Origin of the sequence: Nocardioides sp. NPDC087217 (genome assembly GCF_044744805.1) — a bacterium.
Lineage (GTDB): Bacteria > Actinomycetota > Actinomycetes > Propionibacteriales > Nocardioidaceae > Nocardioides.
The window spans coordinates 432,464-458,665 of sequence record NZ_JBIUZB010000002.1 but is presented as its reverse complement, the minus strand read 5'-3'; the positions used below and the strand labels follow the sequence as shown (position 1 = coordinate 458,665).

At 70.2% G+C, this 26,202-nt stretch carries 26 protein-coding genes; 6 read left to right on the top strand and 20 right to left on the bottom strand.

Annotation, left to right across the window (positions count from 1 at the left end):
• Position 1: 1 nt before the first annotated feature.
• Genes ACIO3S_RS09535 through ACIO3S_RS09525 form a run of 3 tightly spaced genes read right to left on the bottom strand, consistent with a single transcriptional unit; the run spans position 2 to position 2,638 of the window.
• Complete coding sequence (locus tag ACIO3S_RS09535) at positions 2-586, bottom strand: VOC family protein (RefSeq protein WP_400462234.1); 585 nt, start codon at positions 584-586, stop codon at positions 2-4.
• Positions 583-1,566 carry a LacI family DNA-binding transcriptional regulator gene (locus ACIO3S_RS09530; protein ID WP_400462232.1) on the bottom strand — a complete coding sequence of 328 codons (984 nt, stop codon included), beginning with the start codon at positions 1,564-1,566 and terminating at the stop codon, positions 583-585. The genes ACIO3S_RS09535 and ACIO3S_RS09530 overlap by 4 nt, the downstream gene beginning before the upstream one ends.
• The gene (locus ACIO3S_RS09525; protein WP_400462230.1) at positions 1,559-2,638 is read right to left on the bottom strand and encodes a Gfo/Idh/MocA family protein; all 1,080 of its coding nucleotides are present in this window, start codon (positions 2,636-2,638) and stop codon (positions 1,559-1,561) included. The genes ACIO3S_RS09530 and ACIO3S_RS09525 overlap by 8 nt, the downstream gene beginning before the upstream one ends.
• An 81-nt stretch (positions 2,639-2,719) precedes the next feature.
• On the opposite strand from ACIO3S_RS09525, the gene ACIO3S_RS09520 reads away from it, so the two are divergent.
• From ACIO3S_RS09520 to ACIO3S_RS09495, 6 genes are all read left to right on the top strand, one after another.
• Complete coding sequence (locus tag ACIO3S_RS09520; RefSeq protein ID WP_400462228.1) at positions 2,720-3,367, top strand: bifunctional 4-hydroxy-2-oxoglutarate aldolase/2-dehydro-3-deoxy-phosphogluconate aldolase; 648 nt, start codon at positions 2,720-2,722, stop codon at positions 3,365-3,367.
• Positions 3,364-3,966, top strand: a complete 603-nt coding sequence (locus ACIO3S_RS09515) for an AAA family ATPase (protein WP_400462226.1) — start codon at positions 3,364-3,366, stop codon at positions 3,964-3,966. The genes ACIO3S_RS09520 and ACIO3S_RS09515 overlap by 4 nt, the downstream gene beginning before the upstream one ends.
• Positions 3,967-3,971: 5 nt before the next feature.
• The gene (locus ACIO3S_RS09510; RefSeq protein WP_400462223.1) at positions 3,972-4,805 is read left to right on the top strand and encodes a shikimate dehydrogenase family protein; all 834 of its coding nucleotides are present in this window, start codon (positions 3,972-3,974) and stop codon (positions 4,803-4,805) included.
• Positions 4,806-5,080: 275 nt separating this feature from the next.
• Positions 5,081-6,772 carry an ABC transporter ATP-binding protein gene (locus tag ACIO3S_RS09505; RefSeq protein WP_400462220.1) on the top strand — a complete coding sequence of 564 codons (1,692 nt, stop codon included), beginning with the start codon at positions 5,081-5,083 and terminating at the stop codon, positions 6,770-6,772.
• On the top strand, positions 6,769-8,511 hold the full coding sequence (locus tag ACIO3S_RS09500) for an ABC transporter ATP-binding protein (protein WP_400462217.1): 1,743 nt from the start codon (positions 6,769-6,771) through the stop codon (positions 8,509-8,511). Before ACIO3S_RS09505 ends, ACIO3S_RS09500 begins: the two co-directional genes overlap by 4 nt.
• 164 nt (positions 8,512-8,675) lie before the next feature.
• Positions 8,676-9,113, top strand: coding sequence for a hypothetical protein (locus tag ACIO3S_RS09495; RefSeq protein WP_400462214.1), 438 nt, complete (start codon positions 8,676-8,678; stop codon positions 9,111-9,113).
• A gap of 136 nt (positions 9,114-9,249) precedes the next feature.
• Here the strand turns inward: ACIO3S_RS09495 and ACIO3S_RS09490 are convergent, their stop codons facing one another.
• The 17 genes from ACIO3S_RS09490 to ACIO3S_RS09410 form a co-directional block, all read right to left on the bottom strand.
• Complete coding sequence (locus ACIO3S_RS09490; RefSeq protein ID WP_400462211.1) at positions 9,250-11,889, bottom strand: LuxR C-terminal-related transcriptional regulator; 2,640 nt, start codon at positions 11,887-11,889, stop codon at positions 9,250-9,252.
• A gap of 142 nt (positions 11,890-12,031) precedes the next feature.
• Positions 12,032-12,562 (bottom strand): hypothetical protein, encoded by a 531-nt coding sequence (locus tag ACIO3S_RS09485; protein ID WP_350837234.1) that lies wholly within the window; start codon positions 12,560-12,562, stop codon positions 12,032-12,034.
• Positions 12,559-12,786, bottom strand: coding sequence for a hypothetical protein (locus ACIO3S_RS09480; protein WP_400462207.1), 228 nt, complete (start codon positions 12,784-12,786; stop codon positions 12,559-12,561). Before ACIO3S_RS09480 ends, ACIO3S_RS09485 begins: the two co-directional genes overlap by 4 nt.
• The gene (locus tag ACIO3S_RS09475) at positions 12,783-13,061 is read right to left on the bottom strand and encodes a hypothetical protein (protein WP_160023914.1); all 279 of its coding nucleotides are present in this window, start codon (positions 13,059-13,061) and stop codon (positions 12,783-12,785) included. Before ACIO3S_RS09475 ends, ACIO3S_RS09480 begins: the two co-directional genes overlap by 4 nt.
• Before the next feature lie 98 nt (positions 13,062-13,159).
• A complete protein-coding gene (locus ACIO3S_RS09470) occupies positions 13,160-13,951 on the bottom strand; it encodes a hypothetical protein (RefSeq protein ID WP_400462203.1) in 792 nt (263 codons plus the stop codon).
• A gap of 71 nt (positions 13,952-14,022) precedes the next feature.
• Positions 14,023-14,400, bottom strand: a complete 378-nt coding sequence (locus ACIO3S_RS09465) for an SHOCT domain-containing protein (RefSeq protein ID WP_400462201.1) — start codon at positions 14,398-14,400, stop codon at positions 14,023-14,025.
• Positions 14,401-14,505: 105 nt separating this feature from the next.
• A complete protein-coding gene (locus tag ACIO3S_RS09460; RefSeq protein WP_400462198.1) occupies positions 14,506-15,978 on the bottom strand; it encodes an aspartate ammonia-lyase in 1,473 nt (490 codons plus the stop codon).
• Complete coding sequence (locus ACIO3S_RS09455) at positions 15,975-16,979, bottom strand: asparaginase (protein ID WP_400462195.1); 1,005 nt, start codon at positions 16,977-16,979, stop codon at positions 15,975-15,977. The genes ACIO3S_RS09460 and ACIO3S_RS09455 overlap by 4 nt, the downstream gene beginning before the upstream one ends.
• On the bottom strand, positions 16,979-18,406 hold the full coding sequence (locus tag ACIO3S_RS09450; protein WP_400462192.1) for an amino acid permease: 1,428 nt from the start codon (positions 18,404-18,406) through the stop codon (positions 16,979-16,981). The genes ACIO3S_RS09455 and ACIO3S_RS09450 overlap by 1 nt, the downstream gene beginning before the upstream one ends.
• The gene (locus ACIO3S_RS09445; protein WP_400462189.1) at positions 18,403-19,074 is read right to left on the bottom strand and encodes a FadR/GntR family transcriptional regulator; all 672 of its coding nucleotides are present in this window, start codon (positions 19,072-19,074) and stop codon (positions 18,403-18,405) included. Before ACIO3S_RS09445 ends, ACIO3S_RS09450 begins: the two co-directional genes overlap by 4 nt.
• Positions 19,075-19,179: 105 nt before the next feature.
• Positions 19,180-20,265, bottom strand: a complete 1,086-nt coding sequence (locus tag ACIO3S_RS09440) for an MSMEG_0565 family glycosyltransferase (protein WP_400462186.1) — start codon at positions 20,263-20,265, stop codon at positions 19,180-19,182.
• Positions 20,262-21,116, bottom strand: a complete 855-nt coding sequence (locus ACIO3S_RS09435) for a carbon-nitrogen hydrolase family protein (RefSeq protein ID WP_400462183.1) — start codon at positions 21,114-21,116, stop codon at positions 20,262-20,264. Before ACIO3S_RS09435 ends, ACIO3S_RS09440 begins: the two co-directional genes overlap by 4 nt.
• A 42-nt stretch (positions 21,117-21,158) precedes the next feature.
• On the bottom strand, positions 21,159-22,478 hold the full coding sequence (locus ACIO3S_RS09430; protein WP_400462180.1) for an MSMEG_0569 family flavin-dependent oxidoreductase: 1,320 nt from the start codon (positions 22,476-22,478) through the stop codon (positions 21,159-21,161).
• Positions 22,475-22,792: an MSMEG_0570 family nitrogen starvation response protein gene (locus tag ACIO3S_RS09425; RefSeq protein ID WP_400462177.1), complete on the bottom strand. Its 318-nt coding sequence runs from the start codon at positions 22,790-22,792 to the stop codon at positions 22,475-22,477. The genes ACIO3S_RS09430 and ACIO3S_RS09425 overlap by 4 nt, the downstream gene beginning before the upstream one ends.
• Positions 22,785-23,696 (bottom strand): carbon-nitrogen hydrolase family protein, encoded by a 912-nt coding sequence (locus tag ACIO3S_RS09420; protein WP_400462174.1) that lies wholly within the window; start codon positions 23,694-23,696, stop codon positions 22,785-22,787. Before ACIO3S_RS09420 ends, ACIO3S_RS09425 begins: the two co-directional genes overlap by 8 nt.
• Positions 23,693-25,117: an MSMEG_0567/sll0787 family protein gene (locus ACIO3S_RS09415; RefSeq protein ID WP_400462171.1), complete on the bottom strand. Its 1,425-nt coding sequence runs from the start codon at positions 25,115-25,117 to the stop codon at positions 23,693-23,695. The genes ACIO3S_RS09420 and ACIO3S_RS09415 overlap by 4 nt, the downstream gene beginning before the upstream one ends.
• A complete protein-coding gene (locus tag ACIO3S_RS09410) occupies positions 25,114-26,193 on the bottom strand; it encodes an MSMEG_0568 family radical SAM protein (RefSeq protein ID WP_400462168.1) in 1,080 nt (359 codons plus the stop codon). The genes ACIO3S_RS09415 and ACIO3S_RS09410 overlap by 4 nt, the downstream gene beginning before the upstream one ends.
• Positions 26,194-26,202: the final 9 nt, after the last annotated feature.

Sequence of the window (26,202 nt, the reverse complement as noted above, 5' to 3'; positions counted from 1 at the left end):
GTCACTGGTCCTTCCTGATGTCGTCTCTGATGTCGTGTTCTGCTGCGGCGTGCCAGTCGGCAGGGCCGACCAGGGACGGCGGGTCGACGACCCTCGAGCGGTCGACGATCTCCATCAGCAGTCCCCATGGCGTGAGGAAGTAGGTCCATCGGTTGCCGGCGACGCGCGGGCTGTCTCCGGCCACCTCCTTGCGGTCGCCGAGCACGCGCACTCCGGGAATGTCCCGGAGCACCGCGACGGCCTGGTCGACGTCGTCTGCGACGAAGCACAGGTGGTGGCCGCCGGAGTCGCTGTGCCGGGGGTGCTCCGTGCGCCGGTCGGAGGTGTCCCACTCGAACAGCTCCACGTTGAGGTTGGGCGGCATACGGAGCATCGCCAACTCGAGGCGAGCGTCCCGCGGCACATCAAAGTTCTCCGGCATGAAGTCCGGGTCCGGTCCCCTGGTGGAGCGGTAGAGCTCCTCGGCCCCGAGGGCCTGTACGAAGAACCGGACTGCCTCATCGAGGTCGGGAACGGTGAACGCGACGTGGTCGGCGTAGCGGAGACCAGGGACGCGCGGGAGCTCTCCCGCAGTATCGGTGCTCATGAACGTGGTCCTGTCGTGGAGGAACGCACGAGCAGCTCCGGTTCCAGGACCACGTGCCCGACAGAGCCGTCGGCTGCCTTCTTCTCGGCGAGCTCGATCGCGACGCTGCCCATGTCAGCGATCGGCTGGCGGATCGTGGTCAGGGCGGGATTGAAGCGCGCGCCCAGGGCGAGCCCGTCGAAGCCGATGACCGAGACGTCCTCGGGGACGCGGAAGCCTCGGGAGGCAAGGGCTGCGATCACCCCGAACGCGACCATGTCGTTAGCGGCAATGATCGCTGTGGGTCGGTCAGCCGTCTCGGCGAAGTGTGCTGCCGCTCGCTCCCCCGCCTCGGTGTCAGCACCGCTGTCCAGGATGATGGGGTCGCCGTGGGCCAGATCACGGTAGGCGTCCATCCGGTCTTGCGCGGTATAGGTGCCCGAGATGCCCGAGACGTAGCCGATCCGCTGATGCCCGAGAGAGCGAAGATGCTCGAAGGCGAGCTCGATGCCGCGGCGGCTGTCGACGGTCACGGTGGGCACGCTGGACTGCTCCACCCGGTCGATGACGACCACACGCTGTCCGAAGTCGAACTGCGTGAGGGTGTCGATATCCACGCGGGTCGAGGGGGCGATGATTCCGAACGGGGCGTACAGGGACTGCATCGCGGTCAGGTAGCCGGCGGTCTGGACGGTGTCGCCGTTGGTGACGCAGAGCATCAGCTGGTAGCCCCGCTCCCCCGCTGCCTCGCCCATGGTCTTGGCAAGCTCGGCGAAGAACGGGTTGGTGATGTCGGGGACGATCAGCGGTACGAAGGTGCTCGTCTTCCGGCGCAGGGCCTGGGCGAGCGGGCTCATCGTGTAGCCGAGCTGCTCCGCGACCCGCAGCACGTGCTCGCGTGTCTCCGCCTTGACCGCCTCCGGCCGGGTGAAGGCCCGCGAGACGGTGGAGCGGTGTACGCCCGCAGCCTTCGCGACGGCGTCGATGCTCGGTTCAGCCATGGTGTCCTCCTTGGGGAGCGGCCTCGTTGGCTCGCCAGATGATCTGCATGGCTTCCTCCACCTCGCCCAGCGTCGGCAGTCCACGGAAGCCGGCACCGAGCGTACGCGCGACTTCTCGCACGAACGTTTCGTAGAGGGGGTCGCTGTCGACGTCGAAGGCGGCCTTCTCGGTGAGCCCATCGATCGCGGTGAACGTGGCCGATCCGTCCGAGTCGATGGCGGCGAATCCGGCCTCTCCCGCGGAGGTGTAACTGCAGTAGCGCTTCAGTGCTGAGTCCGGGAATGCGTACCCGACCTCGACGATCGCCTCGCGACCGTCCGGCGCGGTGAGGACGAGGGTCGCGTGGTCATCGACCGCTCGACCATGCAGCACGCGCGAGAGCCTGGCAGTGACCTCTGCGCCCGCCGCAGAGGCGCGCTGAAGGAAGAGATCCACGAAGTGCGGACCGAGGTTGATCAGGCTGCCGCCGCCGGCACGGTCCTTGTCGAGCATCCAAGGGCTTCCGTTGCGTTCATAGCGGCCCGGGGGGCCGGCGATGAACGAGAGTCGTTGGTATACCGGTCGTCCGGCCTTCGCCAGCCAGCTGTCCACGGGGCCTCCGCGCTGCACCAGCGGTACGGTGACAGGAACCCCAGCATCCTCGGCGGCGCGGCGCACCTCCTGCAGTTGTCCAAGTGAGGTGCCGATCGGCTTCTCGACAACGATTGGGATACGCCGATCGATCAGCGCTCGGCAGATGTCAGCCATGCGATCGTGCGGGCTGAACACGTAAGCGAGTTCGATGTCCGGTATGTCGAGCAGCCGCCGCCAGTCGGCGTCGACTGGGCACCCCCACAGCTCTGCAACCCCTCGCGCCTGGTCGGGGCGGTCATCGGAGACCCCGACGACGCTGTGCTCCGCGGCGATCGCGGGAGCACACAGCGGAACGTGCCAGTGCGAGGCCCCGAAGACGACGGTCCGCGCGCGGGTCATGACGACACCCCTAGGTCTGGGAGAAGGACGGCGCCCGTCCCCTGCGCTTTGAGGCCGCACATGGTCGCTTCCTTCCTTGAGTGAGATCGATTGCTGCAACCGATTGCTGCAACCGATTGCATCGACCTTACGAGGAGTGAGAGAGTGTTGTCAATCACATCTTCGAGCCAAGGAAATGACATGCCAGCCAAGCTCCAGACACTGCGGACGATCGATGAAACGGGCGCAGTCCTCATCGTCCGGCTACCCGATGCCGACACCGCCGAACGCGTCGCGCACGCCGCGATCGAAGGCGGCTTTCGCGCTCTGGAGATCACGCTGTCCATCCCTGGAGCGGTCGATCTCATCCGCCGGCTGGCACGGCAGTACGACTCAGAGAAAATCGCTGTAGGCGCGGGAACCGTGCTGGACGGCCACGCCGCCTACGAGTGCATCCAGGCCGGGGCGAGGTTCCTGGTCAGTCCCCAGCTCAACCGCGAGATGATCCGCGTCGCGAACCGCTACCAAGTGCCGACCGTCAGCGGGGCGTTCACCCCGACGGAGCTCCTGGAATCCGCCGAGGCGGGGGCGGACATCTTGAAGTTGTTCCCGACCGAAGGCGCAGGCATTCCCTACACCAAGGCCGTGCTCGCACCTTTCGCGCACCTGCCGATCATGCCCGCGGGCGGAGTGACAGCGGAGAACGTCAAGGAGTGGTTCGCAGCGGGCGTGGCCTGCGTCGGCGTCGGCACCGCAGTCACCAAGGCGTGGCAACCCGACGACGACTACGGCCGGGTCACGAGGGCTGCCCGCGACTTCCTCTCCGCCGTAGGAGACGCCCGCCAGTGAGCGAACCGAAGCTGATCATCGTCATCGGCACCGCGGGGTCCGGCAAGTCGACGGTCGCACAGCAACTCGCCGTCGCGCATGGCGCCGCGTACCTCGACAAGGACGCGATGAGCGCCCGCTTCGTCGAGGCCGCGTTGGTGGCAGCCGGCTATGATCCGGGCGACCGGGAGTCGAATCCCTTCTACCTCGAAGACATACTGCCTCTCGAGTACGACTCACTCCTCGATGTCGCTGGAGACAACCTCCGCATCGGTCGATCGGTGGTCCTCGACGCGCCGTTCAGCCCCTACCTCAGCGACCCCTACTTCATCCGCACGTCCGCGAGCCGATTCGACTGGCCGCCCATCGACATCGAAGTGGTTCGGGTCCGTGTCTCCCCCGCAACGCTGCAGCACCGCCTATGCGAGCGTGGCCTGGAACGAGATCGCTGGAAACTCGCCCACTGGGACGAGTACTGGTCCGAGCACGGCGCACGACCGTGCTCCTGGACCAACGTGCAACTGACGGAATTTTGGAACGATACCGACTGGTCTGAGGTCAACGCTGTGGCCAACACTGCAATCAAATCGTCCCTGGCAGAGCGCACGGAAAGGGGCTGACAACCGTGATTTCGGGTAAGACGTTGCTCATCGCGCACCTCGGCTTCCCGACCGAGACGTTCAAGTCGCCACTGATCTACAACCCCTTCTTCGAGAAGGCCGGGATCGACGCTGCCGTGGTCCCGATGGGCGTGCAGGCGGGTGACTTCGAGACCTTTCTCCCCGAGTTGTTCAAGCTCGACAACATCCGCGGAGCTCTGGTCACGATGCCACACAAGATGATGGCGATCGAGCTCGCCGATGAAGTGAGCCCGACGGCTCGAATCGCGGGGGCAGCCAACGTCTTGCGCAAGCGCGACGACGGGCGCCTGGTCGCGGACATGTTCGATGGTGAGGGCTTCGTCAGAGGTGTTCTCCGCAAGGGCCGTCAACTGGCACGCACCAGTGCCTTGATCATCGGCGCCGGCGGAGTCGGGTCGGCGATAGCCGCGTCCCTGGCAGCTGCGGGCGTGACCCGGATGGGGCTGGTCGATACGTCGGATGGTGCGGCCGAGTCTCTGAGCAGTCGACTGTCCAAGCACTATCCCGACCTGACCGTGCGTACGGGGTCGGCCGATCCGACCGGCTACGACCTCGTCGTCAATGCCACACCGCTCGGCATGAACGACGGCGATCCGCTGCCGATCGACATCAACCTGCTCTCCTCGACCACCTTCGTCGGCGAGGTCGTCATGAAGTCGGCGGTGACACCGTTTCTCCGGGCCGCTCGGGAACGCGGCTGCGAGATTCAGGTAGGTGTGGACATGCTGTTCGAGCAGGTGCCGGCCAACCTCGAGTTTCTAGGACTCGGGGCAGTGACGCCCGATGAAGTACGTGAGCTCGCACAGATCAAGTACTAACCGGATGCGATGTCTTCGGCATGGATGCAGAGCACCACGAGCGAACCGGCGAAACGAGCAACCGAACGCTCCGGAATCGAATGGAGTGTGAAGCCGTCCCGGCCCGAGCAGGGTTGAGCGTGTCGGCGGGCCGTGTGGCGAGCTCTGCACACAGCTGCTCTTCCGGGAGCGGTTCCGACGGGCGGACCGGCAAGAGCCCTGAGCCGCGGTTTCCGCCCAGACAGGTCCAAGTTAGGCTGACCTAACCCAACCGCTTCGGACCTCTGGAGGACCCGGTGTCCATTCCCCGTACGCCGGGTGCGCTGATGCGGCGGTCGCTGCGTCGTCAGCGGCGCGCCGTGCTCGCCTCGTCGGCCCTGATCACGCTGTGGCAGGTGTGCGAGGCGATGGTCACGGTGCTGATCGGGGTGATGATCGACCGGGCGGTGACGACCGGCGACCTGCGTGAGCTGGTGCTGTGGGCGGTGGTCCTGTGCCTGCACTTCCTGGTGCTGAGCCTGTCGTACCGATTCGGCGCGCGGATCGGTAACCGCGCCGTCCACGTCGAGAGCCACCGGTTGCGCACCGAGGTCTCGGGGCACGTGCTCGACCCGCGTGGTGCGCGGACCGACCGGCTCTCCGGGGACCTGCTGGCGCTGGCCACGGGCGACGCGGACCTGGTCGGCGAGGTCATCCGCCAGGTGGCCCTGTCCACCGCCGGCGCGATCGGGCTGGTGGTGAGCGGCGTGGTGCTCGCCGTCATCGACCCGTGGCTCGCCCTGATCGTCCTGGTGGGCGTACCCGTCGTCCTCGGCGCCACCCACCTGGTCGCGCCGGGCCTCGCCCACCGCAGTGCGCGACGGCAGGAGGCGCTGGGACGTACCACGGGGATCGCCAGCGACCTGATCCGCGGGATCCGGCCGCTCAAGGGCATCGGCGGCGTGGAGGTGGCGCTCGAGCGCTATCGCCGCGAGAGTCGTACGGCCGCCCACACCAGCGTTGCCGCGGCCGGGTGGGCCGGCCTTCTGACCGGCATCACCTCGGCCGGGAGCGGTGTCTTCCTGGCGGTGATCGCGATCGTCGCAGGGCTGCGGACCCTCTCCGGCGACCTGAGCATCGGCGAGCTGGTGGCCGTCGTCGGGCTGGCACAGTTCGTGGCCGAGCCCATGCGGATGCTCAGCGCCCTGGTCGCCCGGGTCGCGCAGTCCCGCGCCTCGGCGGCAAGGATCGTGGGGTTCCTCTCGACTCCTGCGCTGGTCATCGAGGGCGAGCGACGCGCCCACGGCCACGACCTGGAGCTCGACCATGTCGCCGCCGGCCCGGTCGCCGAGCTGTCGCTCGCGGTGCCGCCGGGGCGGCTGGTGGCGGTGGTCGCCGAAGACCCGGCGGTGCCGGCCACACTCCTCTCCCTGCTCCACGGCGAGTCGCTGCCCGAGCGCGGGAGCGTCCGGCTCGGCGGCGAGCCGCTCACCGAGCTCGCGCTCTCCGACGTACGCGACCGGCTGCTCGTCACCGACCACCACGTCGACCTGTTCGAGGGCACCCTGCGGAGCAACGTCGACCCGCTCGACCGCCTCGACGACGACCAGGTCACGGCCGTGCTGGCGGCCGCATCGGCCACCGAGCTGGTGGCGGTCGCGGCCGACGGCCTGGCCACGCACGTGGCGGTCGACGGGCAGAGCCTCTCCGGCGGCCAACGCCAGCGACTGGGGCTCGCCCGGGCGCTCGCCGCGGAGGCACCCGTTCTCGTCCTGCACGACCCCACGACGGCGATCGACGCCGTCACCGAGCAGTACGTCGCAGAGGAGCTGCGCCGCCTCCGGCACGGCCCTGGCTCCGACCGATCCACCCTGCTGTTCACGAGCAGCCCGCTGCTCCTGGCTGCCGCGGACGAGGTCGTCTGGATCCGAGCCGGGCGGGTGGAGGCCCGGGGCACCCACGACGAGCTGGCCACCCACAACGACTACTGCGCGGCGGTATTGCGATGACCACCCGGACCCCGACCCTGACACGGCTCCCCGTCTCCACACCGCGGGAGGCGGCCGGCCTCGCGCGGCGCCTGCTCACCCGCCGTCCGCTCCTGCTGGCGGCATGCCTGGCCGTCTTCGCCCTCGAGGGCCTGGCCGGCCTGGTGGCTCCCTGGATGCTCGGCCGGATGGTCGACCTGGTCCGTGCCGGCTCACCGGAAGCCGACATCGTCACCGCCGGCGTCTGGATCCTCGGTGCCGCGCTCGTCGCCGGAGCGGCCGGGGCGGTCTCGATCCACCTGCTCGCCCGGGTGGCCGAGCCGGCGCTGGCGGAGCTCCGCGAGGAGGTTCTCGACCGGGCTCTGCACCTGGACACCCAGCGGCTCGAGGAGAGCGGCAGCGGCGACCTGGTGTCCCGAGTCGGCGACGACGTACGCCTCATCGGCGGCTCCATGGCCGACGTCGTTCCGCTCATGCTCAACTCGGTGATCGCGATCGTCTTCACGACCGCCGGCCTCATGGCGCTCGACTGGCGCCTCGGGCTCGCCGGCCTGTTCGCCGCGCCGTTCTACGTGATGGCGCTGCGCTGGTACCTCCCCCGCTCGGGCCCCTACTACCGCCGCGAGCGCGAGGCCAACGGCGTGCGCGCCGAGGCGTTCCTGACCGGCGTCCACGGCAACCGGACCCTGCGGGCGTACGGCATCGCCGAGCAGCATCAGGAGAAGGTCCGCGCCGCCTCGTGGACCTCGGCGTCGATCTCGGTCGAGGTATTCGCCATGCTGATGCGCTTCCTGGGCCGCAACAACCGGGCCGAGCTGATGGGCCTGCTCGCCATCCTCGGCACCGGCTTCTTCCTCGTCCGCGCGGATGCCGCCAGCGTCGGCGCCGTCACCGCGGCCGTCCTCTACTTCCACCGGCTCTTCAACCCGATCGGCGCGGTCATCGCTCTCTTCGACGACGTGCAGTCGGTCGGCGCCTCCCTCGTACGCCTCGCCGGGCTCGCCCTCCTCGAGCGCCCGTCCCCCGCAGCCGCCGACGAGCCGGACGGCTCCGACATCGTGGTCACCGGCCTGCATCACGAGTACGTGCCGGGCCGGCCGGCGCTCGACCGGGTCGATCTCACCCTCGCTGACGGGGAGCTGGTCGCAGTGGTCGGCGCCTCCGGCGCAGGAAAGTCGACGCTCGGCGCAGCCGTCGCCGGCCAGCTCACCCCGAGCACGGGAGGCGTCACGGTCGGCGGGCTCCCGGTCGGCGGCGGCCGGAGCCGGGCCGCCCTGGTCACCCAGGAGGTGCACACCTTCACCGGCAGCGTCCGGGACAACCTCACCCTGGCCGCACCGGACGCGAGCGATGCCGTGCTGGAGAAGGCGCTGCGTGAGGTCGAGGCCTGGGCCGAGGTGGCCGCGCTCCCCGACGGGCTCGAGACCCTGGTCGGCGACGGCGCCCACCAGCTGACCCCCGCGCTCGTGCAGAAGCTCGCCCTGGCGCGCGTGCTCCTCGCCGATCCGGTCGCCGTCGTCCTCGACGAGGCGACCGCCGAGGCCGGCTCGAGCGGCGCGCGCGACCTCGAGCGGGCCGCCCTGGCGGTCACCTCCGGGCGTACGTCGCTGGTCATCGCCCACCGCCTCACCCAGGCCGAGTCCGCCGACCGGATCGTCGTCATGGAGCACGGCAGGATCGTCGAGACCGGCAACCACGCCGAGCTCGTCGCGGGCGAGGGCCGCTACGCCCAGCTGTGGTCGGCCTGGCGCGGACTCTGAAGCTTGCCCGACGAGGCGTAGGGCGCGGCGCGCACAGTCGTTGATCGAGGGGATGCCTCCGAACCGACGAAACGGCCGTAAGGGACTGGTCGGCGACGTACAATCGCGGTTCAGTGCGAAGCGCCAGGCCGAGAGTCCGGCCCCAGTGTGTGGGAGAGGTCAGGATGTTCGGTTGGAAGAAGAAGCACAACGATCTGATGGCGCAGCTCAGGCCCGACCTGAGTCGGGAGTCGCTCGGCGTCGGGCCCGACTTCCCCGGGGTCGCCTCGAACCCGATCCTGAGCCGTGACGCACGGAAGCGCAATGCGGAACTGCGTGCAGGGGCGCTCGCGCTCGGCGTTCTCGTCGACTGGCGGGAGGTCAACAGCAACCCACGCGTCGTGCTGATGCTCGACGTGGAGACCGCCGACGGCACCTCGTTCCGCGGTGTCGCAGACGAGAGCTTCACGATCACCGAGCTCACTCGGCTCACCCCAGGACAGACGTTGCCCGTGCGCTATCGGCCGGCCGTCATGGACCACTACGTCGCCCTTGCCCGGGACGCGGACCCCGCCCACGTGCAGCAACTCGCTGACCAGATCGCGAGCCGCAAGCGGGCCTGACCCGAAGTCGTCGGCCGGATCCCACGTGACGCGCCCTGGTATCGAGCTGGAGACTCCAGCGATGCGACGGAACGACGGCGTCCGCTCCGCTCACCTCATCCGCTACGGATGACCCGGACAGGCTGCGACCGGTCGCTCACTGCGGCAGCAGGTGCAGCTCGCGAGCCCGCCTGACCGCAGCGTTGCGGCGGGTGACGCCCAGCTTCCGCAGGATGTTCCGCACGTGGGTGCGAATCGTGTTGACGGAGATGTACATGACACCTGCGATCTCCTCGGTGGTGAGCAGGTTCGCCAGGTGACCCAGCACCTCCTGCTCCTTCTCCGTGAGCTCTTCGACCACAGGCGCGGAAGGGCGCGACGAGACGGAGGTCGGTGCCGGCTTCTTGACGGACAACCTGCGTGCCGGCTCGGTCGAGATCTCGAAGAGCCATGCGTGCTCGGTGCTCAGCTGCTTGTCCCGCAGGAGCAGCTGTCGCACCACAGCGGGCGCCTCATGGAACGGGCGTCGCACTCGCTCGCGCGCGGCCAGCGTGAGCGCCCGGTCGAGCGCGGCGCGTGCCCGCACCGACGCTCCGTCGCGGAGCCGGCGCGCACACTCCGCCAGCCATCCGGAGACCTGGATCGGCGTGGCAGCCCGCTTGGACAGGACCGTCGACATCGCGGCGTCGGCGGCGTCCGGATCCCCCAGCTGGAGGTGCGCGAGCCCGACCACGAGGGCCGCCTCCGGCTCGTCGTCGAGGTCCTCGACCTCAATCGCGGCCGTCGGCTCACCAGCGGCGACCCGGACGTGGGCGAGCTCGATGCGTAGCTGCTCACCCAGCCAGCCACGCTCGTCCATGAACCCCGCGGCAGCCTGCTCCAGGCCGCTGAGTGCGCCCAGCCGGTCACCATGCGCCACCTGGAGGCGCGCCCTGACCACCGCCAGGAAGGCGTGCGGGACCGGATCTCGCAGCGGCAGGTCCATCCGCTCGACCGACTGAACGTGCTCCGTCGCCGCGCGCAGGTCGTACCGCTCCATCTCCACCCAGCCAAGTGCGACCCGGGCCGCAGCTGACCGGTCTCCTGCGTTGACACCGCCGCGCTCGGCGACACCGATCGCCCGAGCCCCGAGCCTCGCAGCCCTGGAGAGCTTGCCCCGGCAGCAGGCGATGACCGCCTGGTAGCCCAGGCACTCCACCTGCACGGCCTCGGATCCGGCGGCCCCGGCTGCCGCGACGCCGGACTTGAACATCGCGTCGGCCGCGGCCAGCCTTCCCTGACGAAGGGCCGCGATGCCCTTGCTGAGAATGACGAGAGCGTCCAGCTCGGGATGTGGGTTGATCTTCGGGCCGCGGCCCGGCGCCTCCAATGCCTCTTCGGCCGCGGTGGCGAGCGACATCGCTTGGCTCGGGTCCTCCGACGTCTGCGCGCCGACGGCCTCCAGCACCCGGACCGCGACGTCGGTGGCCCAGGGATGGGAACCTGATCGCTCACCCGACTCGGACTTCACCTGAGCCAGCTCGTCGGTGAAACCGGTCGCGTCACCGGCTCCCAGCGCAAGGGTCGCTCTCACGACGGTGGCGGCGGGGTCTTCCAGCTCGGACGGCATCAACCGCAACGACCGGGTCAAGCCGGCTGTGCCGTCGTCGAGCAGGAGCTGGCCGACTGCCAGGTCGTCGACCACCTCCGCGGCCGCCTCTTCCCAGGCCTCGATGGCCACGAAGTGAGTGACGGACGCAGTGACCTGACCGTCGCGGGAGTACCACTCGGCCGCCGTCCGCTGCAGGCGCTTCATCTCGTCGGGCGACTCAAAGGCGAGGACGGCGCGGAGGAGATCCCGGAAGAGCGGGTTGTAGCGGTAGCACCCAGCATGGCCGGGTACCGGCTCGATCAACACGTTGTCGCGGGTCAGGAAGGTCAACGTACGTTCGGCCGCCGGACCGCCGAGCGCCTCGGCCAGTCCCGGCTGGATGGTGTCGGGAACACTTGTCGCCAGGAGCAGGGCCCGTACGTCGGGGCTCTGGGCGGCCAGCACTTCGCCCACGAGGTACTCCGCGATGTTCCCGGTGTCACCGACGATCTCCGTGACGGCATGATCCGGATCCGGCCGCATCCGCAGAAGCTGTGTGCCGAACCGAAGCCCGGCCGCCCATCCCTTCGTCCGGAGGTTGAGCGCGTGCACCGAGTCCGGCGTCAGGGTCAGTCCCGCCCGCTGGGTCAGCTCACCGGCTTCCTCATCGGTGAAGGCGAGGTCCGCCATCCGTACCTCGACGACGGTGTCATCGAGCCGGTATCGGTACAGCGGAAGGACCGGATCGGCCCGCGTCGCCATCACCAGCCGGAGACGATCGCGGGCGTGTCGCAACAGGAAGTCCAGATCGTCCGCGACGTCCGCAGAAAGCAGGTCGTATCCGTCCACCACGACCGTCAGCCGTGCCGGATGGACGCAGACGGCCTCCACGACCGCCCGGCGAACCTGGCGGTCGAGTGGGCCCTCCTCCCCGCGGACCGTATCGGGCGAGACCGCTACGCCCAGGCTTTCGAGGCACCCGATGAGACCGGGCCAGAACGCGGCATCCGCCCCGTCGAAGGTGATCCACGCCGTGCGATCCTGCTCCCCGGCTGCCGCTACCCAGTCCGCCACCAAGGCCGTCTTCCCGGTTCCGGCGGGCGCGCTGACCAGCACCAACGAGCAGGCGTCACTGCGATCGAGGATCTGTAGAAGGCGGGGTCGCCGGACGTACGCCGAGGGGATCGTCGGGATGCCGAACCAGCCATCGCCGGGGTGAGGACCCATCGCGTCGACGTGCCTCCTAGATCGAACCAGTGCGCAGAGCGCCCAACGGATTGAACAGGGGGAACGTCAGTCCCGAGGAACTCTTTACGTTAGTACGACGTCCTGATGCCGTACATAGTCCGTATGCGTCAGCTCGCGTGGGTCAGTGCAGCAGGACCTTCATCCAGGTCAGCCCCAGGCCGAGCAGGCCACACGCCCCAGACGCGACCAAGGCCCGAGCCCACGAACGGCCCGTGCGACGGAGCCAGAACAGCGGGACCAGAACCAGGAGCACGACGCCGGACCACATGGACCAGGCGATGGCCCGTGCGTCCTCGAGCCACCCGATCGCGCCGAGGAACAGGATGAGCAGCGGGACGAAGACGCCCTCGATGATTCCGAACTCGTGGCGCACTCCCGCGATGAGGACACTGCGCCACGGCGCGACCTCCGAACCCGATTCGGCCAGCATCGAGGCGTACACGTGCACGGTCCAGATCACCACGCTGGAGACCACGGCGAAGGCGAAGACCCGGCCGGCAGAGTCATCGAAGTGCGAGGCTCCGACGATGATGGCGATCACCGAGACGAGACCGTAGACGGCACCGGCGACCGCGCGAGGCCCACGGCCGAGCCGCTGATCCTCGCTCGGGTGCGGCTCGCGGACCGCGCGACCGACATCCTCACTGTTCATCGGAGCCCAGCCACACGGATACTCTCCACCTTCAGCCCCTCCGCGTCCAGCATGCCCACGAGGTCGGCCATGCCCAGACCCGCGCCGGCAATGGCTCGAAAGGTGGTGCATGACTGCCGCTCGACGGCGTCCGGTTGCAGCGCACAACGGAGCACCGGACCCAGCTCGCCTTCGACGGTCAGCTCGAACACGACTTCTGCGTCGGGCAGCCGCGCCTCGTTCATGCGTCGTCTCCGTCCGGCTCCTCGTCCGTCGTCCCGGCGATGAGCCGGCGGACCTCTACGACCTCGAGACCGAAGGTCCGAAGTCTCGCGAGGAGCCCGTGGAGCTCGGCTTGGTCGCGACACCGGCAGATCAACACGGTTCTCGTCTCTCGCGACGAGGTCTCGACATCGACGAGCTGCACCAGGACCTGCTGCGGGACCATTCCGGCGACCCGTATCTCGAAGGCCTGGCCATCGGCGGCAGCGGCTACCGGCTCCCGCGGGTTCTGATCCATGGTCTCAACTCGACTTCCGCGCTCGGTGCCTGGCCGCTACAGCTGAAGCCAGCCTGATGCCGATGCAGCGACGAGGCGTCGTCCGTGGTGGATGAGGATCACGGACCCGCCGGGGCGGCTACCCGGGCCAGCTCGCCTGCGAAGTACGCGAGCGCTGTTGTGGTCTTGGTCTGCTGGTCGCCCGAGATCTCCAGTCCGCGCTTGACCAGGAACGCCTTGAGCTCGGCGGCGACCTGGAACGCGTTCGCGGGCGCGCACCTGGAGGAGAGCTCGAGGATTCTCGAGCCGTCCGGGTAGAGCCACAGCTCGGCGACCAGCCGGCCGGCGTACTCCTCCGGCCTCAGCTTCTGCTTCAGGACGGTGATCGGGCCGAGGCACACCAGATCATCGAGCTCGAGCTCCGAGAGGGCGTTGGCCCGGAAGAAGCTCTGCTGCTCCTTCGTGTAGACCTTGTGGATCGCGCGCGTGCCCGCGGCGACCTCCTTGACGTCGGTCCGGCCGAAGGTCGCCTTCATCGAGGCCGAGCAGACGAAGCCCCCTGGCATCGCATCGACCTCGACGGTCAGGCTCTTGGACTTGCGCGCCGTCGCGACCTCTGTCGGGTTGACGGGCCGCACCTTCACGACGGAGTCGTCGTTCCGTCCCTGGATCCGGCGCGCGCGGACGACGACCCCGCGTCGGTTGAGTGCCAGGTCCGCGGTGTCGAAGAAGTACACCTGCCGGATCTGGGCATCCAGGGGATCCAGCCCCAGGGACGCCACCGCCAGAGGTCGTTCGGCGTTCGGCACGGTCATCTTGAGCTCGACGCTGTCGGCCTGCTTGGTCAGGTCGAGCAGCTCACCAAGCTGTTCGGCGGAGAGCAGTCCCGGTGGCTGGGTGCTTGTGGACATGGTCGATCACGTTTCCAGGCCGAGCCGGCCGGGGCATCACCCCGGCCGGACGACTGGACAGCAGGTGCGGGTCAGGGCGCCATGGCCTTCGCCTTGAGGGCGGCGAACTCCTCCGGTGTGATCGTCCCGGCATCGAGCAGCTGCTGGGCCTTGGCGATCTCCTCTGCGGGAGATGAGCCGGCGACCGAGCGGATGTAGTCGTCCTGCGCCGCCCGGACGTCTTGGTACGCCTGGCCCTGACGCTCCGCCATCCCCTTACCCCGGACGATCAGGTAGATCACGGCGATGAGGAAGGGCAGGAAGACGAGACCGATCATCCAGACGGCCTTCATTCCACCGGAGACCGATTTGTCCCGGAAGAGGTCGGTGACGATGTTGAACAGGATCATCAGGTACGCCACGAAGGCGAAGGACACGATGATGAACCAGATGATGTCCCAGAAGCTCATGTGAGAAGTTCTCCTTCATTCGGGATGAGGCAGAGAATGCTGGCCAGCACCCGAGGTCAGCTCAGCAACATGGATTCATCGTTGGCCCTCCAGCCGGTGATCCCTTCACCCGCAACGGGTGATCGTTGACTCCATTCGGCCTGTGGGAACCGACCTGTCCCGCACGACGCGCTCCTCGGCGGTGCCGGGGTGCGCGAGGTGCTCGGGCCGAAGCAGATGGGCGAGCCGTTCGGGTGAGATCAGGCCATGCTCGAGGATCAGCTCGGCGACGCCACGACCGCTGCTGAGCGCTTCGCGGGCGATCTCGGTCGCGGCGACGTACCCGATCTCGGGATTGAGCGCGGTGACGAGCCCGATGGAGCGCTCGACCTGGGCGCGGGTCAGATCGCTGTTGACCGTGATGCCCCGGACGCAGCGTTCGGCGAGCACGCGGCAGGCGGCGGCCAGATGGGTGATGCTGCCGACCAATGAGTGCAGGATGACCGGCTCGAACGCGTTGAGCTGGAGCTGGCCCGCCTCGGCGGCCATGGTGACGGTGACGTCGTTGCCGATGACCTCGAACGCGACCTGGTTGACGACCTCCGGGATGACCGGGTTCACCTTGCCCGGCATGATCGAGGAGCCGGCCTGGACCGGCGGCAGGTTGATCTCACCGAGCCCGGCTCGCGGCCCGGAGGAGAGCAGTCGTAGGTCGTTGCAGGTCTTGGACACCTTGACCGCGACCCGCTTGAGCACGCCGGACAGGTGGACGAACGCCCCGCAGTCCTGGGTCGCCTCGATCAGGTCCGGTGCGGTGACCAGCGGCAGACCGGTGATCTCGACCAGGTGACGACGGGCGATCTCGGCATATCCCGCGGGCGCGTTGAGTCCGGTGCCGATCGCCGTCGCGCCCAGGTTGATCTCGTGCAGAAGCGTGACGGCCTCCTGCAGCCGCAGGCGGTCCTCCCCCAGCATCACCGCGTAGGTGCGGAACTCCTGGCCGACGGTCATCGGCACGGCGTCCTGGAGCTGCGTACGTCCCATCTTGAGGATGCCGCTGAACTCCTCGGCCTTCGCGGCGAACGCGTCCTCGAGGACGCGCATGGCGTCGGCCAGCGCGCCGACCGCGATGATGGTCGCGATGTTGACGGCGGTGGGGTACGCGTCGTTGGTCGACTGGCTGAGGTTGACGTGCTCGTTGGGGTGGAGCTGGTCGTAGCTGCCCTTGTCGTGACCGAGGAGCTCGAGGGCACGGTTGGCGATGACCTCGTTGGCGTTCATGTTGGTCGAGGTGCCGGCGCCGCCCTGGATGACGTCGACGACGAACTGGTCGTGCAGCGCGCCGGCGCGGATCTCCCGGCACGCGGACGCGATGGCCCGAGCGCGCTCCTCGTCGAGGAGGCCGAGCTCGAGGTTGGCGAGCGCGGCGGCCTCCTTGACGGCGCTGAGCGCGTTCACCAGGTGCGGATAGGTGCCGATCGCGGTGCCGGTGATGGGGAAGTTGGCGCGGGCGCGGGCGGTGTGAACGCCCCAGTACGCCTGCGCGGGGACGTCGAGGTCGCCGAGCAGGTCGTGCTCGCGGCGGGTCGGTCGGGTCATGGCATCTCCGTCGGATAGGTGCGGGTCGGGGTGAGGGCTGCGGCGGGGCGCAGGCCGGCGGGAGCGAACGGGGCGAGGACGTCGGTGGCGACGCCGCCCTCGGCGAGCAGCGCGAGCAGCGCGGGCAGGCGGGCCCGGTCGGCACCGTCGGCGACCTTGAGGGCGAGGCTGGTGCCGTCGGGCAGGGCGGCGACCTGGACCGCCTCGAACCCGTCCTTGGCCAGCAGCCCGGGAACTGCCTGCATCAGGGTGGTGACGTCACGGCGGCTGCCGGCGACCATCTCGGGGTGCCGGCGCATCGCCGCGGCGACCCGGTGCTCGGCGCTGCCCTCGGGGGCGAGCACGAGGCGCTGGGCGGCGCGGGCGAGCCCGTGCAGCGAGATCCCGAAGAGCGGGGTGCCGCAGCCGTCTGTGGTCACCGTCGCGACCCGTTGCCCGGTGAGGTCCTCGACGGTGGCTCGGACGGCGGCCTGCAGCGGGTGCGCGGGATCGAGGTAACGATCGTGCGCCCAGCCCGCGACCGCGCAGGTCGCGACCATCGCGGCGTGCTTGCCCGAGCAGTTGTGGGCGAGCCGGCTCCGCTGCCCGTCGGCACGCAGCCAGCTCTCACGCTCGACCGGGTCGTACGGCAGGTCCGGCGGGTTCTGCAGGGCGTCCTCGCCGAGGCCGGCGGAGGCCAGCAACCGGCGCGCACCGGCCAGGTGGACCGCCTCGCCGGAGTGGCTGGACGCGGCGAGCGCGAGCAGATCGTCGCTGACGTCGAGCCCGACGCGCACCATCGCCACCGCCTGCATCGGCTTGGCCGCCGACCGCGGGTAGAACGCCGCCTCGATGTCGCCGACCGCCAGGCGTACCCGACCGTCGGGATCGAGGAGGACGGCCGAGCCGTGGTGGACGCCTTCGACCATCTCACCGCGCCAGACCTCGACCAGAGGCTGGTGGGCCGGCACCCGCATCGGAACCGCGTCGGCGATCGGTCTCACCAGGTGGGGCAGGCTCATCACACCTCCATCTCGGAGGTGTCGATGCGATCGCGGACGAGGAACCAGCCGCCGACCAGCAGCGCCAGCAGCACCGGCATCGCGAGCAGGGTGATCCGGCCGACGTGGTCGAAGAACATCAGGATCAGGACCAGGGCGAGGAACCCCAGCGCGATGAACTGCGGCACTGGCGACCGCGGCACCCGGAAGGCCGGACGCTCGACCTCGCCGGTGCGGCTGCGGCGTACGAAGATCGTGTGGCTGATCAGGATGATCGCCCAGGTCGCGATGATGCCGACCGAGGCCAGGTTGAGGACGATCTCGAACGCCTGGGCGGGCACGACGTAGTTGAGCCCGACACCGAGGACGCAGACGGCAGCCGTCAGCAGGATGCCGCCGTAGGGCACCTTGTGCCGGTTCATCGCCGCGGCGAAGCGGGGGGCGGTGCCGGCGGCGGCGAGCGAGCGCAGGATCCGGCCGGTGGAGTAGAGCCCGGAGTTGAGGCTCGACATCGCTGCGGTGAGGACCACCAGGTTCATCACGTCACCCGCACCGGGCACGCCGACCCGGGACAGCACGGTCACGAACGGGCTCTCGTCGGCGGAGTAGGCCGACCACGGCAGCAGCATCGCGAGCAGCACGACGGAGCCGACGTAGAAGATGCCGATGCGCCAGATGATCGTGTTGATGGCCCGGGGCATGACGCGGCGCGGGTCCTCGGTCTCGCCGGCGGCGACGCCGACCAGCTCGATGGAGGCGTAGGCGAAGATGACGCCCTGGATGACCAGGACCATCGGGAGCACCCCGGCGGGGAACATCCCACCGTGGTCGGTGATCAGCTGGGGTCCGGGGGTGGTGCCGTCGATGGGGTGGCGGGTCACGATGAGGACGATCGCGATCGCCATGAAGACCACCAGCGTGGCCACCTTGATGAGCGCGAACCAGAACTCCATCTCGCCGAACAGGCGGACCGAGAGCAGGTTGAGCGCCAGCACGATCACCAGGGCGCCCAGGGCGAGCACCCACTGCGGCACCGGCGCGAAGAACGACCAGTAGTGGGCGTAGAGGGCGATCGCGGTGATGTCGGCGATGCCGGTGGTCGACCAGTTCAGGAAGTACATCCAGCCCGCGGTGTAGGCGCCCTTCTCGCCGAGGAACTCGCGGGCGTAGGAGACGAAGGCACCGGAGGACGGGCGGTAGAGGATCAGCTCACCGAGGCAGCGCACGACGATGAACGCGACGAGGCCGCACGCGGCGTACGCGATCGCCAGCGACGGCCCGGCAGTGGCCAGGCGCCCACCGGCGCCGAGGAACAGGCCGGTGCCGATGGCGCCGCCGATCGCGATCATCGTGATGTGGCGCGGCGTCAGCGACTTGCCGTAGCCGTCGTCGCCGGCGTCGGTGATCTGTGGTGGGGCTTCGGCGCCGGTGGAGGATGGCAGTGTCATCGGTCGGAGTTCCTGTCGGTGGTGGGGTCGCGGACGATGTCTCCGAGCGCGCCGTCGACGTGCTCGAGATGGGCGCGCATCGCCGCCTCGGCGGTCTCCGAGGACCCGGAGGCGATGGCGTCGACGATCAGGCGGTGCTCGGCGTCGGAGGCCGTACGCCGCGTCTCGTCGAGCTTGTTGAGCAGGGCGGACTGGGTGGCGAGGGCCTCGCGGATCTCCTCGATCACCTTGCCGAAGACCGGGTTGGCCGACGCACGGGCGATCGCGATGTGGAACAGGGAGTCGAGCGCGACCCAGACCGCGCCGTCCTCCTCGCGCTCCATCCGTTCGAGCAGGCTGCGCATCTCGTCGAGGTCGTCACCGCTGTGCCGAGCCGCGGCGTACCCGGCGGCCGGCACCTCGACGTGTCGACGTGCCTCCACCAGGTCGCGTGCGGAGTAGCTGCCGAATGTCGGGTTGTCGGCGGCACGGTCGGAGACCACGAACGTGCCCCGCCCCGTCTGGGATTCCGTCATGCCGAGCGCCTGCAACGCCCGCAGCGCCTCGCGGACGACCGGACGGCTGACCCCCAGGTCGCGGACCAGGGTCGCCTCGGAAGGCAGCCGGGTGCCGACGGGGAAGGTGCCGGACTCGATCTCCGAGCGCAGCTCGGCGAGGACGAGCTCCATCGCGTTCGCGCGCCGAATCGGTTTGACTGTTTGCCTGTCTGACAGGTTCATGGCAGTGAGTGTGATGGGCGTCACCGGCGACTGTCAACCCGGCGCTCAGGAATTTCAGATGCGGCTGTAGAACTCGCGGTGGGCGCGGGCGGCTCGGTCCCAGGTGTAGCCGGCGGCGAGGTCCCGTCCGCCGGTCGGGTCCGGCCGCGTGTCCAGGATCTTGCCCAGCGCGAGGGAGATCTCTGCCGGCGTCGTGGCGTAGGCGACGGTCTCGCCGAAGACCTCGCGGAGCACGGGCAGGTCGCGCGCGACGACCGGTACGCCCGCGGCCAGGGCCTCCAGGGCCGCGAGCCCGAACCCTTCCTTGGTGGACACCATCGCGAGGGCGCCGGCCTCGGCGACCAGCGATGGGAGCTCGTCCTCCTCGAGCACCCCGGTGATCACGACGGGCACGTCCAGCTCGCGAGCCCGAGCGTCGAACGCCGCCCGGTAGTCGCGGTAGTCGAAGAGGGTCTCCCCGCCGCCGAAGACCAGCGTCAGGTCGGAGTGTCTGAGGTCGGAGGCGCGCAGCGCGGCGTACGCCTCGAGCAGGTCGAGCGATCCCTTGCGCGGCTCGATCCCACCGAGGGCGAGAACGTAGCGGCCCAGCCGCGCCCGCCAGGCCTCCCGCCCGCCGGCGTCGGAGGCGCCGGCCGCGAACCGGGCGGCATCGACGCCGTTGGGGATGACCGTGGGCGTGAACCCCCATCCGGCCGCGACCTCGTCCGCGACCGACTGGGAGACGCAGATGCGGGCGTACGGCTCGACGACGGCCTTCTCGTGGCAGGCGGCGAGCTGCGGGGTGGTGAAGTGGTCGAGGTGGTGGATGGTGCGGATGCAGGGCAGGGCGGCATTGGCGCTGATGCAGTCCTGGGCGTGCACGATGTCGTAGCGGTCCCGCTGCTGCGCGAAGGCGGCTCGCAGCACGCCGATGGAACGTACGATCCGCTCCCCCACCGACTCGTCGTCACGGGTCTCGAAGGGCACCGCATGGACCGTGACGGCGGGGTCGACCGGCCGGAAGAACGCGGTGTCGCCGTGGCGGCCGAGGGTCCAGACATGGACGTCCTCACCGAGTGCTGCCAGTGCCTCGGCCAGCGCCAGAGTGTGCACGACCCCGCCGCGGGGCCGGGTGGAGTAGGTCAGCAGCGCGATCCTCATCGCGAGGTCCCCGGGAACGTGTACGCCGTCGGGGTCAGCTCCTTGAGGTGATGGAGGACCCGCCGGGACCGGGCGATCTCCTCCTCGACGTCGATCTCCGCGACGGCCAGGCCGCCCTTGGAGGTCGTCCGAGCCAGGATCTCGCCGCCGGGACCGACCACCTTGGCCTGTCCCAGGAACCGCAGCCCGCCCATGACCCCGGTCTGGTTGGACGAGACCCAGACGACCTGGTTCTCGGCGGCCCGCGCCTGGTCGTATAGGTCGAAGAGCCGCGACTGGCGGTCCTGCGGGAGCCGCGAGGCGCGGTCGGTGACCGAGGCCGGCCAGGCCGAGAGGCAGGCGATCACCGAGGCGCCGTCGAGGGCGAGGGTGCGGGCCGCCTCCGGGAAGGTCTTGTCGTAGTCGATGAGCATCCCGAGCCTTCCGACAGGGGTGTCGAAGGCCGCGAACCCCTCCCCCGCCGCGTAGACCAGCGACTCACCGGCGGGCTGGTGCACCTTGCGGTGCCGCCCGAGCACGCCGTCACCGCTGAGACAGATGGCGGAGTTGTAGAGCCGTGCCTGGCCGTCGACGACGACCTCCTCGGCGTAGCCGAGGCAGACCACCATCTCGCCGGCCATCGCGATCATCCGGCCGATCTCGAAGGAGTCCTCGTTCAGGGCCGGCGGCAACGCGTGCGGGTCGGGGTGACGCAGGTCGGAGAGGTAGCCACCGAGGGTCGCGTCGGGGAGCACCAGAAGGCGTACGTCGTTGCGCCGGGCGTCCTCGACGATCCCCTCGAGCTTGGCGACCGCGCGCGGCAGATCGCGTCCGAAGTGGGCCGCGACCGCCCCGATGCGTACCTTCGACATGCTCCTCAACCTATCCGTCCTCGATCCTGGGTGGGCGGTGCCTCAGGCGACCGCCGCCGAGGTGTCCAGCGGGCCGGGTGAACGGCGCCGGGCCAGCTCGGCGGCGGGCTCGACGGTCCGGAGGCCGTTGCCGGTGATGGTGCCCGCGATGTGTTCCGCGTCGGCGGCGATGCCGAGGTAGCGCCCCGAGCCCCAGGTGTGCAGCCAGGGCAGGCCGAGGAAGGAGAGCCCGGGGACCGCGGTGACGCCTCGGGTGTGGGTCGGTCGCCCGGTGCCGTCGAAGACACCGACCCGGACCCATCGATAGTCGGGCCGGTAGCCGATCGCCCAGATCACCGTCGAGATGCCGGCCGCGGCGAGGTCGAGGGCGGTGGGATCCGACTCCGGCTCCCAGACCGGGCGGTAGGGCTCCGCGGGTGGGACGTCGAGGTCGCAGGAGGCGATGTAGGCGTCGATGTCGCGGCAGATCGAACGGTAGACGTCGTCGGCGGAGCCGAGCGCCTCCCGCAGCGTCGGCTCGAGCGCGAGGTCGGTCCCGGCCCCGGAGGCGAGCCGGCCGTAGAGCCGCATGCCCTCGGCCGCGAACTGGCGCAGGTCGATGTCGCGTCCGCCGTCACGGCCGGTGACGTAGTGGTTGGTCTTCTCCCGCGCGGCCAGGCCGCCCGGATAGCTCGTGACCGGGGTGTCGTAGAGCCCCATCTCGGCCAGCCAGGTCATGCAGTCGCGGCCGCGGTGGAACCGGGCGACCCGGGGCGCGTCGCCGATCGCGAGATGCACCTGGCGGCCCTCGAGGTGCAGGTCCTCGGCGATCTGCGCACCGGACTGGCCCGAGCCGACCACCAGCACCGCGCCCGGCCGAAGCCGCGAGGCGGACTTGTAGTCGGCCGAGTGCAGCTGGTCGATGGCGGGGTCGAGCACGGGCGCCCAGGCCGGGACGACCGGTACGTGGTAGCCGCCGGTGGCGACCACGACGTGCTCGACCTCCCAGGACTCGGCGCCGTCCGGGCCTTCGGCCTCGACGAGGAACCCGCCTCCCGCGCGCTGGGTCAGCGAGGTCACCCGGGTGTGTTCGCGCAGCGGCGGGCCGAAGGTCGGCGCGTAGCCGGCGAGCCACTTCACCACCTCGTCGCGGGTCATGAAGCCGTCCGGGTCGGGCCCGGCGTACTCGTAGCCGGGCAGGCGGCAGTGCCAGTTGGGCGTGACCAGGGTGAAGTTGTCCCAGCGGGTGTCGGCCCACTCGTGGCCGGCGGTGCCGGCTTCGAGGACGACGTGGTCCACGCCGTCGCGGACGAGGAACCAGCTGGCGGCCAGGCCGGCCTGTCCGCCCCCGACGATCGCGACGGTGGCACGGTGGGCGGTCATCGGGACTCCTGCGGGTTCGGTGCGACGGGAAGAGGTGGATGCATGGCGAGGACGGTGACGCGCTGGCCGAACTCGTACGCGGCGGCGGAGGCCCGCAGCTGATCGGAGGTCGCCATCGCGCTGGTGCAGGCGAAGCCGAACTTCACCCGGACCCGCTCGGAGGCGGTGGCCAGCGCGGTGAGGCTGCGGTCGAGGAAGTCCTCGACGGCGTACGTCCCGCCGACCGTCAGGTGGTCGTGCATAACCAGCGAGGGTGAGTAGCAGTCCTCGACCCGCCCGTCGGGCCACCGCACAGTGAAGGTCATCTCAGGCATGTCCCTCACCCACCGGGGAGAGCGGCTCGGCGGTCGCCAGCGTGGAGGGGTACGCCTCGGGCCGTCGGTCACGGAGGTGGAACATCGCCCGGCGCGCCGTCGTCAGCGCGCTGGGCACGTCGAGCTCGGCGACCGCCATGCCGGCCTCGACGCCGGTGGTCGCCAGGATGTCGCCACCCGGCCCGACCACCTTCGCGTTGGCGACGAAGCGGAGCTTGCCGAAGGTCCCGTGCTGGTTGGAGGCCAGCCAGACCACCTGGTTCTCGAGCGCCCGGGCGGCGTCGAAGAGGTTGAACCGCTTCGTCCACCGGTCGTCCTCGATCGAGGCGCTGGTGGCGGTGCGTGAGGCCGGCCAGGCCGAGATGCAGGCGATCACCTCGGCGCCGTCGACGGCCAGCGCCCGCGCCCCTTCGGGGAACGCCTTGTCGTAGCAGATCATGGTGCCGATCCGGCCGGCCGGCGTGTCCACGCAGCCGAACCCGTCCCCGGCGGCGTAGTAGAGGTTCTCGCCGAGCGGCTGGTGCACCTTGCGGTGGGCGCCCAGCACGCCGTCGCCGGTGACGACGGCGGCGGTGTTGTAGCGGGCCGCACCGTCGGACTCGCACAGACCCACGACCACGGTCATGTCCGCGGCCAGCTCGGCGACCCGCGCGAGCTCCGGTCCGTCGATGTCCATGACGGGCGGAAGGTCCTCGGGTGTCTCGTCGTGGCTGCCGTCGCGGCCAGCCCCGAGCACGGAGAGGTAGCCACCGAGGCAGGCCTCGGGGAGGGCGAGCAGACCGACGCCGGCCTGTCGGGCATCCTCGATGAGGCTGCCGATCTGGGCGAGGTTCTGGTCCACGTCCCTGCCGAAGCCCGCGCAGACGGCGGCCACGGCGGTGCCGGGTTGGGTGTTGGTGGTCATGTGGCAGGTCCTAGTCCGGTGACGGTGTGGTCGATGGCGTCGGTGACGGTGCCGTCGGGCCAGCGCAGGCCGACGCCTGTGCCGGGGACGAGCTCGCCGCAGACGGCGGAGGAGACGAAGCCGGGCAGCTCGGGCCGCACCTCGGTGCGGCCGGGCGCCTCCGCGGTGAGCATCGCGAAGCCCGGGAAGCAGGTGAGCCAGTCCGCGGTCGAGGCGGTGGGCGGGGTGGGGACGGTGGCGACGTCGATGATCGCGCGGCAGCCGCTGGCCTCGGCCAGCATCCCCGCGGTGCCGACCATCCCGGCCATGCTGACGTCCTTGGCCGCCGTCGGCGCCAGCGAGGGCACGACACCGGACAACGCCCGCAGCTCGGCCGAGGTGCGGTGCGAGGACGAGTCCCACTGACGGCCGCGGTAGCCGGGCCGCCATCCTCCGCCCAGGTCCGCGCTCAGCCTCAGGAGATCCCCGGGTGCTCCCCCACCGCCCGGGACCGGCCGCTCGGCGCGTCCCAGAGCGGTCACCGAGAGCGCGGCCGGGACGCCGAGCTGGGTGTGCCCGCCGAGGACCGGTACGCCCCACGCCTGCGCGGCCTCGGCCAGACCGCGCACGATCCGGCGAGCGAAGGAGGCGTCGCGGGCTCCGATGGCGTCGAGCAGCCCGACCGGCTCCGCGCCCATCGCGGAGAGGTCGTTGACGTTGACCAGGACGGCGCACCACCCGGCCCACTCGGGGTCGCGCTCGACCATCGAGGGAAGGATCGCGTCGCAGGCCGCGACCAGGTCGCTGCCGGGGACCGGAGCCCCGTCGTCACCCCGGAATCCCGGGGTCGACTGCCCCACCAGGGCACCGACCAGGTCGCCCAGGGGCGACTTGGTGGCCTCGGACAGCTGCCGGATGCGCCGGACCGGCCACTCCATCACGACATGGGTCATGTCGTGGAGATGGACCCGCTCGCGCGGGATCCAGCCGAGCCTGCGGAACAGCCCCTCGTTCCGGGACTGGACGGTGGCGTCGAAGCGGAGCGCACCCGCCTGCTCGGCCGCGGCGCAGGCCGCGCGCACGAGCGCCGCACCGACGCCGAGAAGCTGACGTGCGTCCTGCTTGACCGCCAGCCGGCTCCCCCGCCACCAGCCCACATCACGAGGCTGTCCCGGGTGACGGGCCGGATGAAGGCGTACGCCGCCCAGGACCTCACCGTCGTCCGAGCGGGCGAGCAGCACGATCCGGCGGGGGTCGTCGTCGATATCGTCGACGTCGGAGCCCGCGAAGAGGCCCTGCTCGGTGACGAAGACCTCCCGGCGCAGCCGGAGGTACGCCTCCAGGTCGGCCGCGGTCTCGGCCCGGAACACGGTGTAGCCCTCGAGGCTCGGCGATCGGCGTACGGCGCCGGTGAGGATGACGTCGTCGAGGAGCTCGGTCATGCCGACTCCTCCCCACAGGCACCGAGCGCCGAGCAGGCGCCGCACGAGGCGCAGCCTGCGGCCTGGTCGGCGCCGGCCATGCCCGCCCGGCGCAGGAGCGCGGCGACCCGTGAGGTCACCCGGTAGACGTCGGCGTGCGGCGGCGCCTCCACGCCGTCGACGTCCTTCGCGAGCGTGCCCGCCAGCGGGCGGTACGGCACGACGAAGGGATAGACGCCCATCGCGATGAGCTCCTCGCAGCCGGCGACGAGCTCGTCGGGATCCTCGCCGAGACCGACCAGCAGATACGTCGAGACCTGGTTCCAGCCGAACACCCGGACCGCCTCGGCCCAGGCTGCCTTGTATTCGCTGATCGGCACCGAGCCCTTGCCCGGCATCCAGCGAAGCCGGGCCGACTCGTCGAGGGACTCGACGTGGATGCCGATCGAGCGGGCACCGGCGTCGTACAGCTCCTGGATCGAGGCGAGGTCGCCAGGAGGCTCGCACTGCACCTGGATCGGGAGGTCGGGCACCGCCTCGCGCACCGCGCGCACGCAGCGCGCCAGATGGGTCGCCCCACGGTCACGGCCCCGGGACGTGCCGGTGGTCATCACCATCTGAGTGACTCCGTCGAGCTCGACCGCGGCCTTGGCCACCTCGGCGAGCTGGGCAGGCTGCTTGACCGCGATCGTCGAGCCCTGGCGCAGCGACTCCTCGATCGCACAGAACCGGCAGCGCTCCTCCTCGGCGTAGCGCGCACAGGTCTGCACGACGGTGGTGGCGAGCACGTTGGCCGAGTGCAGACGGGCGATCTTGTCGTAGGCGACGCCGTCGGCGGTCACCAGATCGTAGAAGCGGGGCCGCGCGACGGCCTCGACCCCGAGACCGGTGTCGGCGCCGTCGAGGAGCAGCTTGCCGCCGCGTACGGAATAGGGGCTGCGGGGGTTGAGCGGGATGGCCGCGCCGACCCCGTCCAGGAGGACGTGCCCGTCGTCGCTCGGCCCCGCGCCGGAGCGGCGGGCGACGGGGGCGTCGAGCAGGCGGATCCCCTGGATGGCGACGTCGACGCGGGTGCTGGACGAGATCGGCGAGGTCATGGCCGGGCC

What these genes read in the sequence shown, in the direction of transcription:
- ACIO3S_RS09450 (WP_400462192.1), bottom strand. Translation starts at nt 18,406, where the DNA reads ATGACACTGCCATCCTCCACCGGCGCCGAAGCCCCACCACAGATCACC.
- ACIO3S_RS09535 (WP_400462234.1), bottom strand. Translation starts at nt 586, where the DNA reads ATGAGCACCGATACTGCGGGAGAGCTCCCGCGCGTCCCTGGTCTCCGC.
- ACIO3S_RS09475 (WP_160023914.1), bottom strand. Translation starts at nt 13,061, where the DNA reads ATGGATCAGAACCCGCGGGAGCCGGTAGCCGCTGCCGCCGATGGCCAG.
- ACIO3S_RS09425 (WP_400462177.1), bottom strand. Translation starts at nt 22,792, where the DNA reads ATGCCTGAGATGACCTTCACTGTGCGGTGGCCCGACGGGCGGGTCGAG.
- ACIO3S_RS09435 (WP_400462183.1), bottom strand. Translation starts at nt 21,116, where the DNA reads ATGTCGAAGGTACGCATCGGGGCGGTCGCGGCCCACTTCGGACGCGAT.
- ACIO3S_RS09410 (WP_400462168.1), bottom strand. Translation starts at nt 26,193, where the DNA reads ATGACCTCGCCGATCTCGTCCAGCACCCGCGTCGACGTCGCCATCCAG.
- ACIO3S_RS09430 (WP_400462180.1), bottom strand. Translation starts at nt 22,478, where the DNA reads ATGACCGCCCACCGTGCCACCGTCGCGATCGTCGGGGGCGGACAGGCC.
- ACIO3S_RS09415 (WP_400462171.1), bottom strand. Translation starts at nt 25,117, where the DNA reads ATGACCGAGCTCCTCGACGACGTCATCCTCACCGGCGCCGTACGCCGA.
- ACIO3S_RS09470 (WP_400462203.1), bottom strand. Translation starts at nt 13,951, where the DNA reads ATGTCCACAAGCACCCAGCCACCGGGACTGCTCTCCGCCGAACAGCTT.
- ACIO3S_RS09485 (WP_350837234.1), bottom strand. Translation starts at nt 12,562, where the DNA reads ATGAACAGTGAGGATGTCGGTCGCGCGGTCCGCGAGCCGCACCCGAGC.
- ACIO3S_RS09495 (WP_400462214.1), top strand. Translation starts at nt 8,676, where the DNA reads ATGTTCGGTTGGAAGAAGAAGCACAACGATCTGATGGCGCAGCTCAGG.
- ACIO3S_RS09445 (WP_400462189.1), bottom strand. Translation starts at nt 19,074, where the DNA reads ATGGAGCTCGTCCTCGCCGAGCTGCGCTCGGAGATCGAGTCCGGCACC.
- ACIO3S_RS09460 (WP_400462198.1), bottom strand. Translation starts at nt 15,978, where the DNA reads ATGACCCGACCGACCCGCCGCGAGCACGACCTGCTCGGCGACCTCGAC.
- ACIO3S_RS09520 (WP_400462228.1), top strand. Translation starts at nt 2,720, where the DNA reads ATGCCAGCCAAGCTCCAGACACTGCGGACGATCGATGAAACGGGCGCA.
- ACIO3S_RS09500 (WP_400462217.1), top strand. Translation starts at nt 6,769, where the DNA reads ATGACCACCCGGACCCCGACCCTGACACGGCTCCCCGTCTCCACACCG.
- ACIO3S_RS09480 (WP_400462207.1), bottom strand. Translation starts at nt 12,786, where the DNA reads ATGAACGAGGCGCGGCTGCCCGACGCAGAAGTCGTGTTCGAGCTGACC.
- ACIO3S_RS09440 (WP_400462186.1), bottom strand. Translation starts at nt 20,265, where the DNA reads ATGAGGATCGCGCTGCTGACCTACTCCACCCGGCCCCGCGGCGGGGTC.
- ACIO3S_RS09455 (WP_400462195.1), bottom strand. Translation starts at nt 16,979, where the DNA reads ATGAGCCTGCCCCACCTGGTGAGACCGATCGCCGACGCGGTTCCGATG.
- ACIO3S_RS09490 (WP_400462211.1), bottom strand. Translation starts at nt 11,889, where the DNA reads ATGGGTCCTCACCCCGGCGATGGCTGGTTCGGCATCCCGACGATCCCC.
- ACIO3S_RS09420 (WP_400462174.1), bottom strand. Translation starts at nt 23,696, where the DNA reads ATGACCACCAACACCCAACCCGGCACCGCCGTGGCCGCCGTCTGCGCG.
- ACIO3S_RS09465 (WP_400462201.1), bottom strand. Translation starts at nt 14,400, where the DNA reads ATGAGCTTCTGGGACATCATCTGGTTCATCATCGTGTCCTTCGCCTTC.
- ACIO3S_RS09530 (WP_400462232.1), bottom strand. Translation starts at nt 1,566, where the DNA reads ATGGCTGAACCGAGCATCGACGCCGTCGCGAAGGCTGCGGGCGTACAC.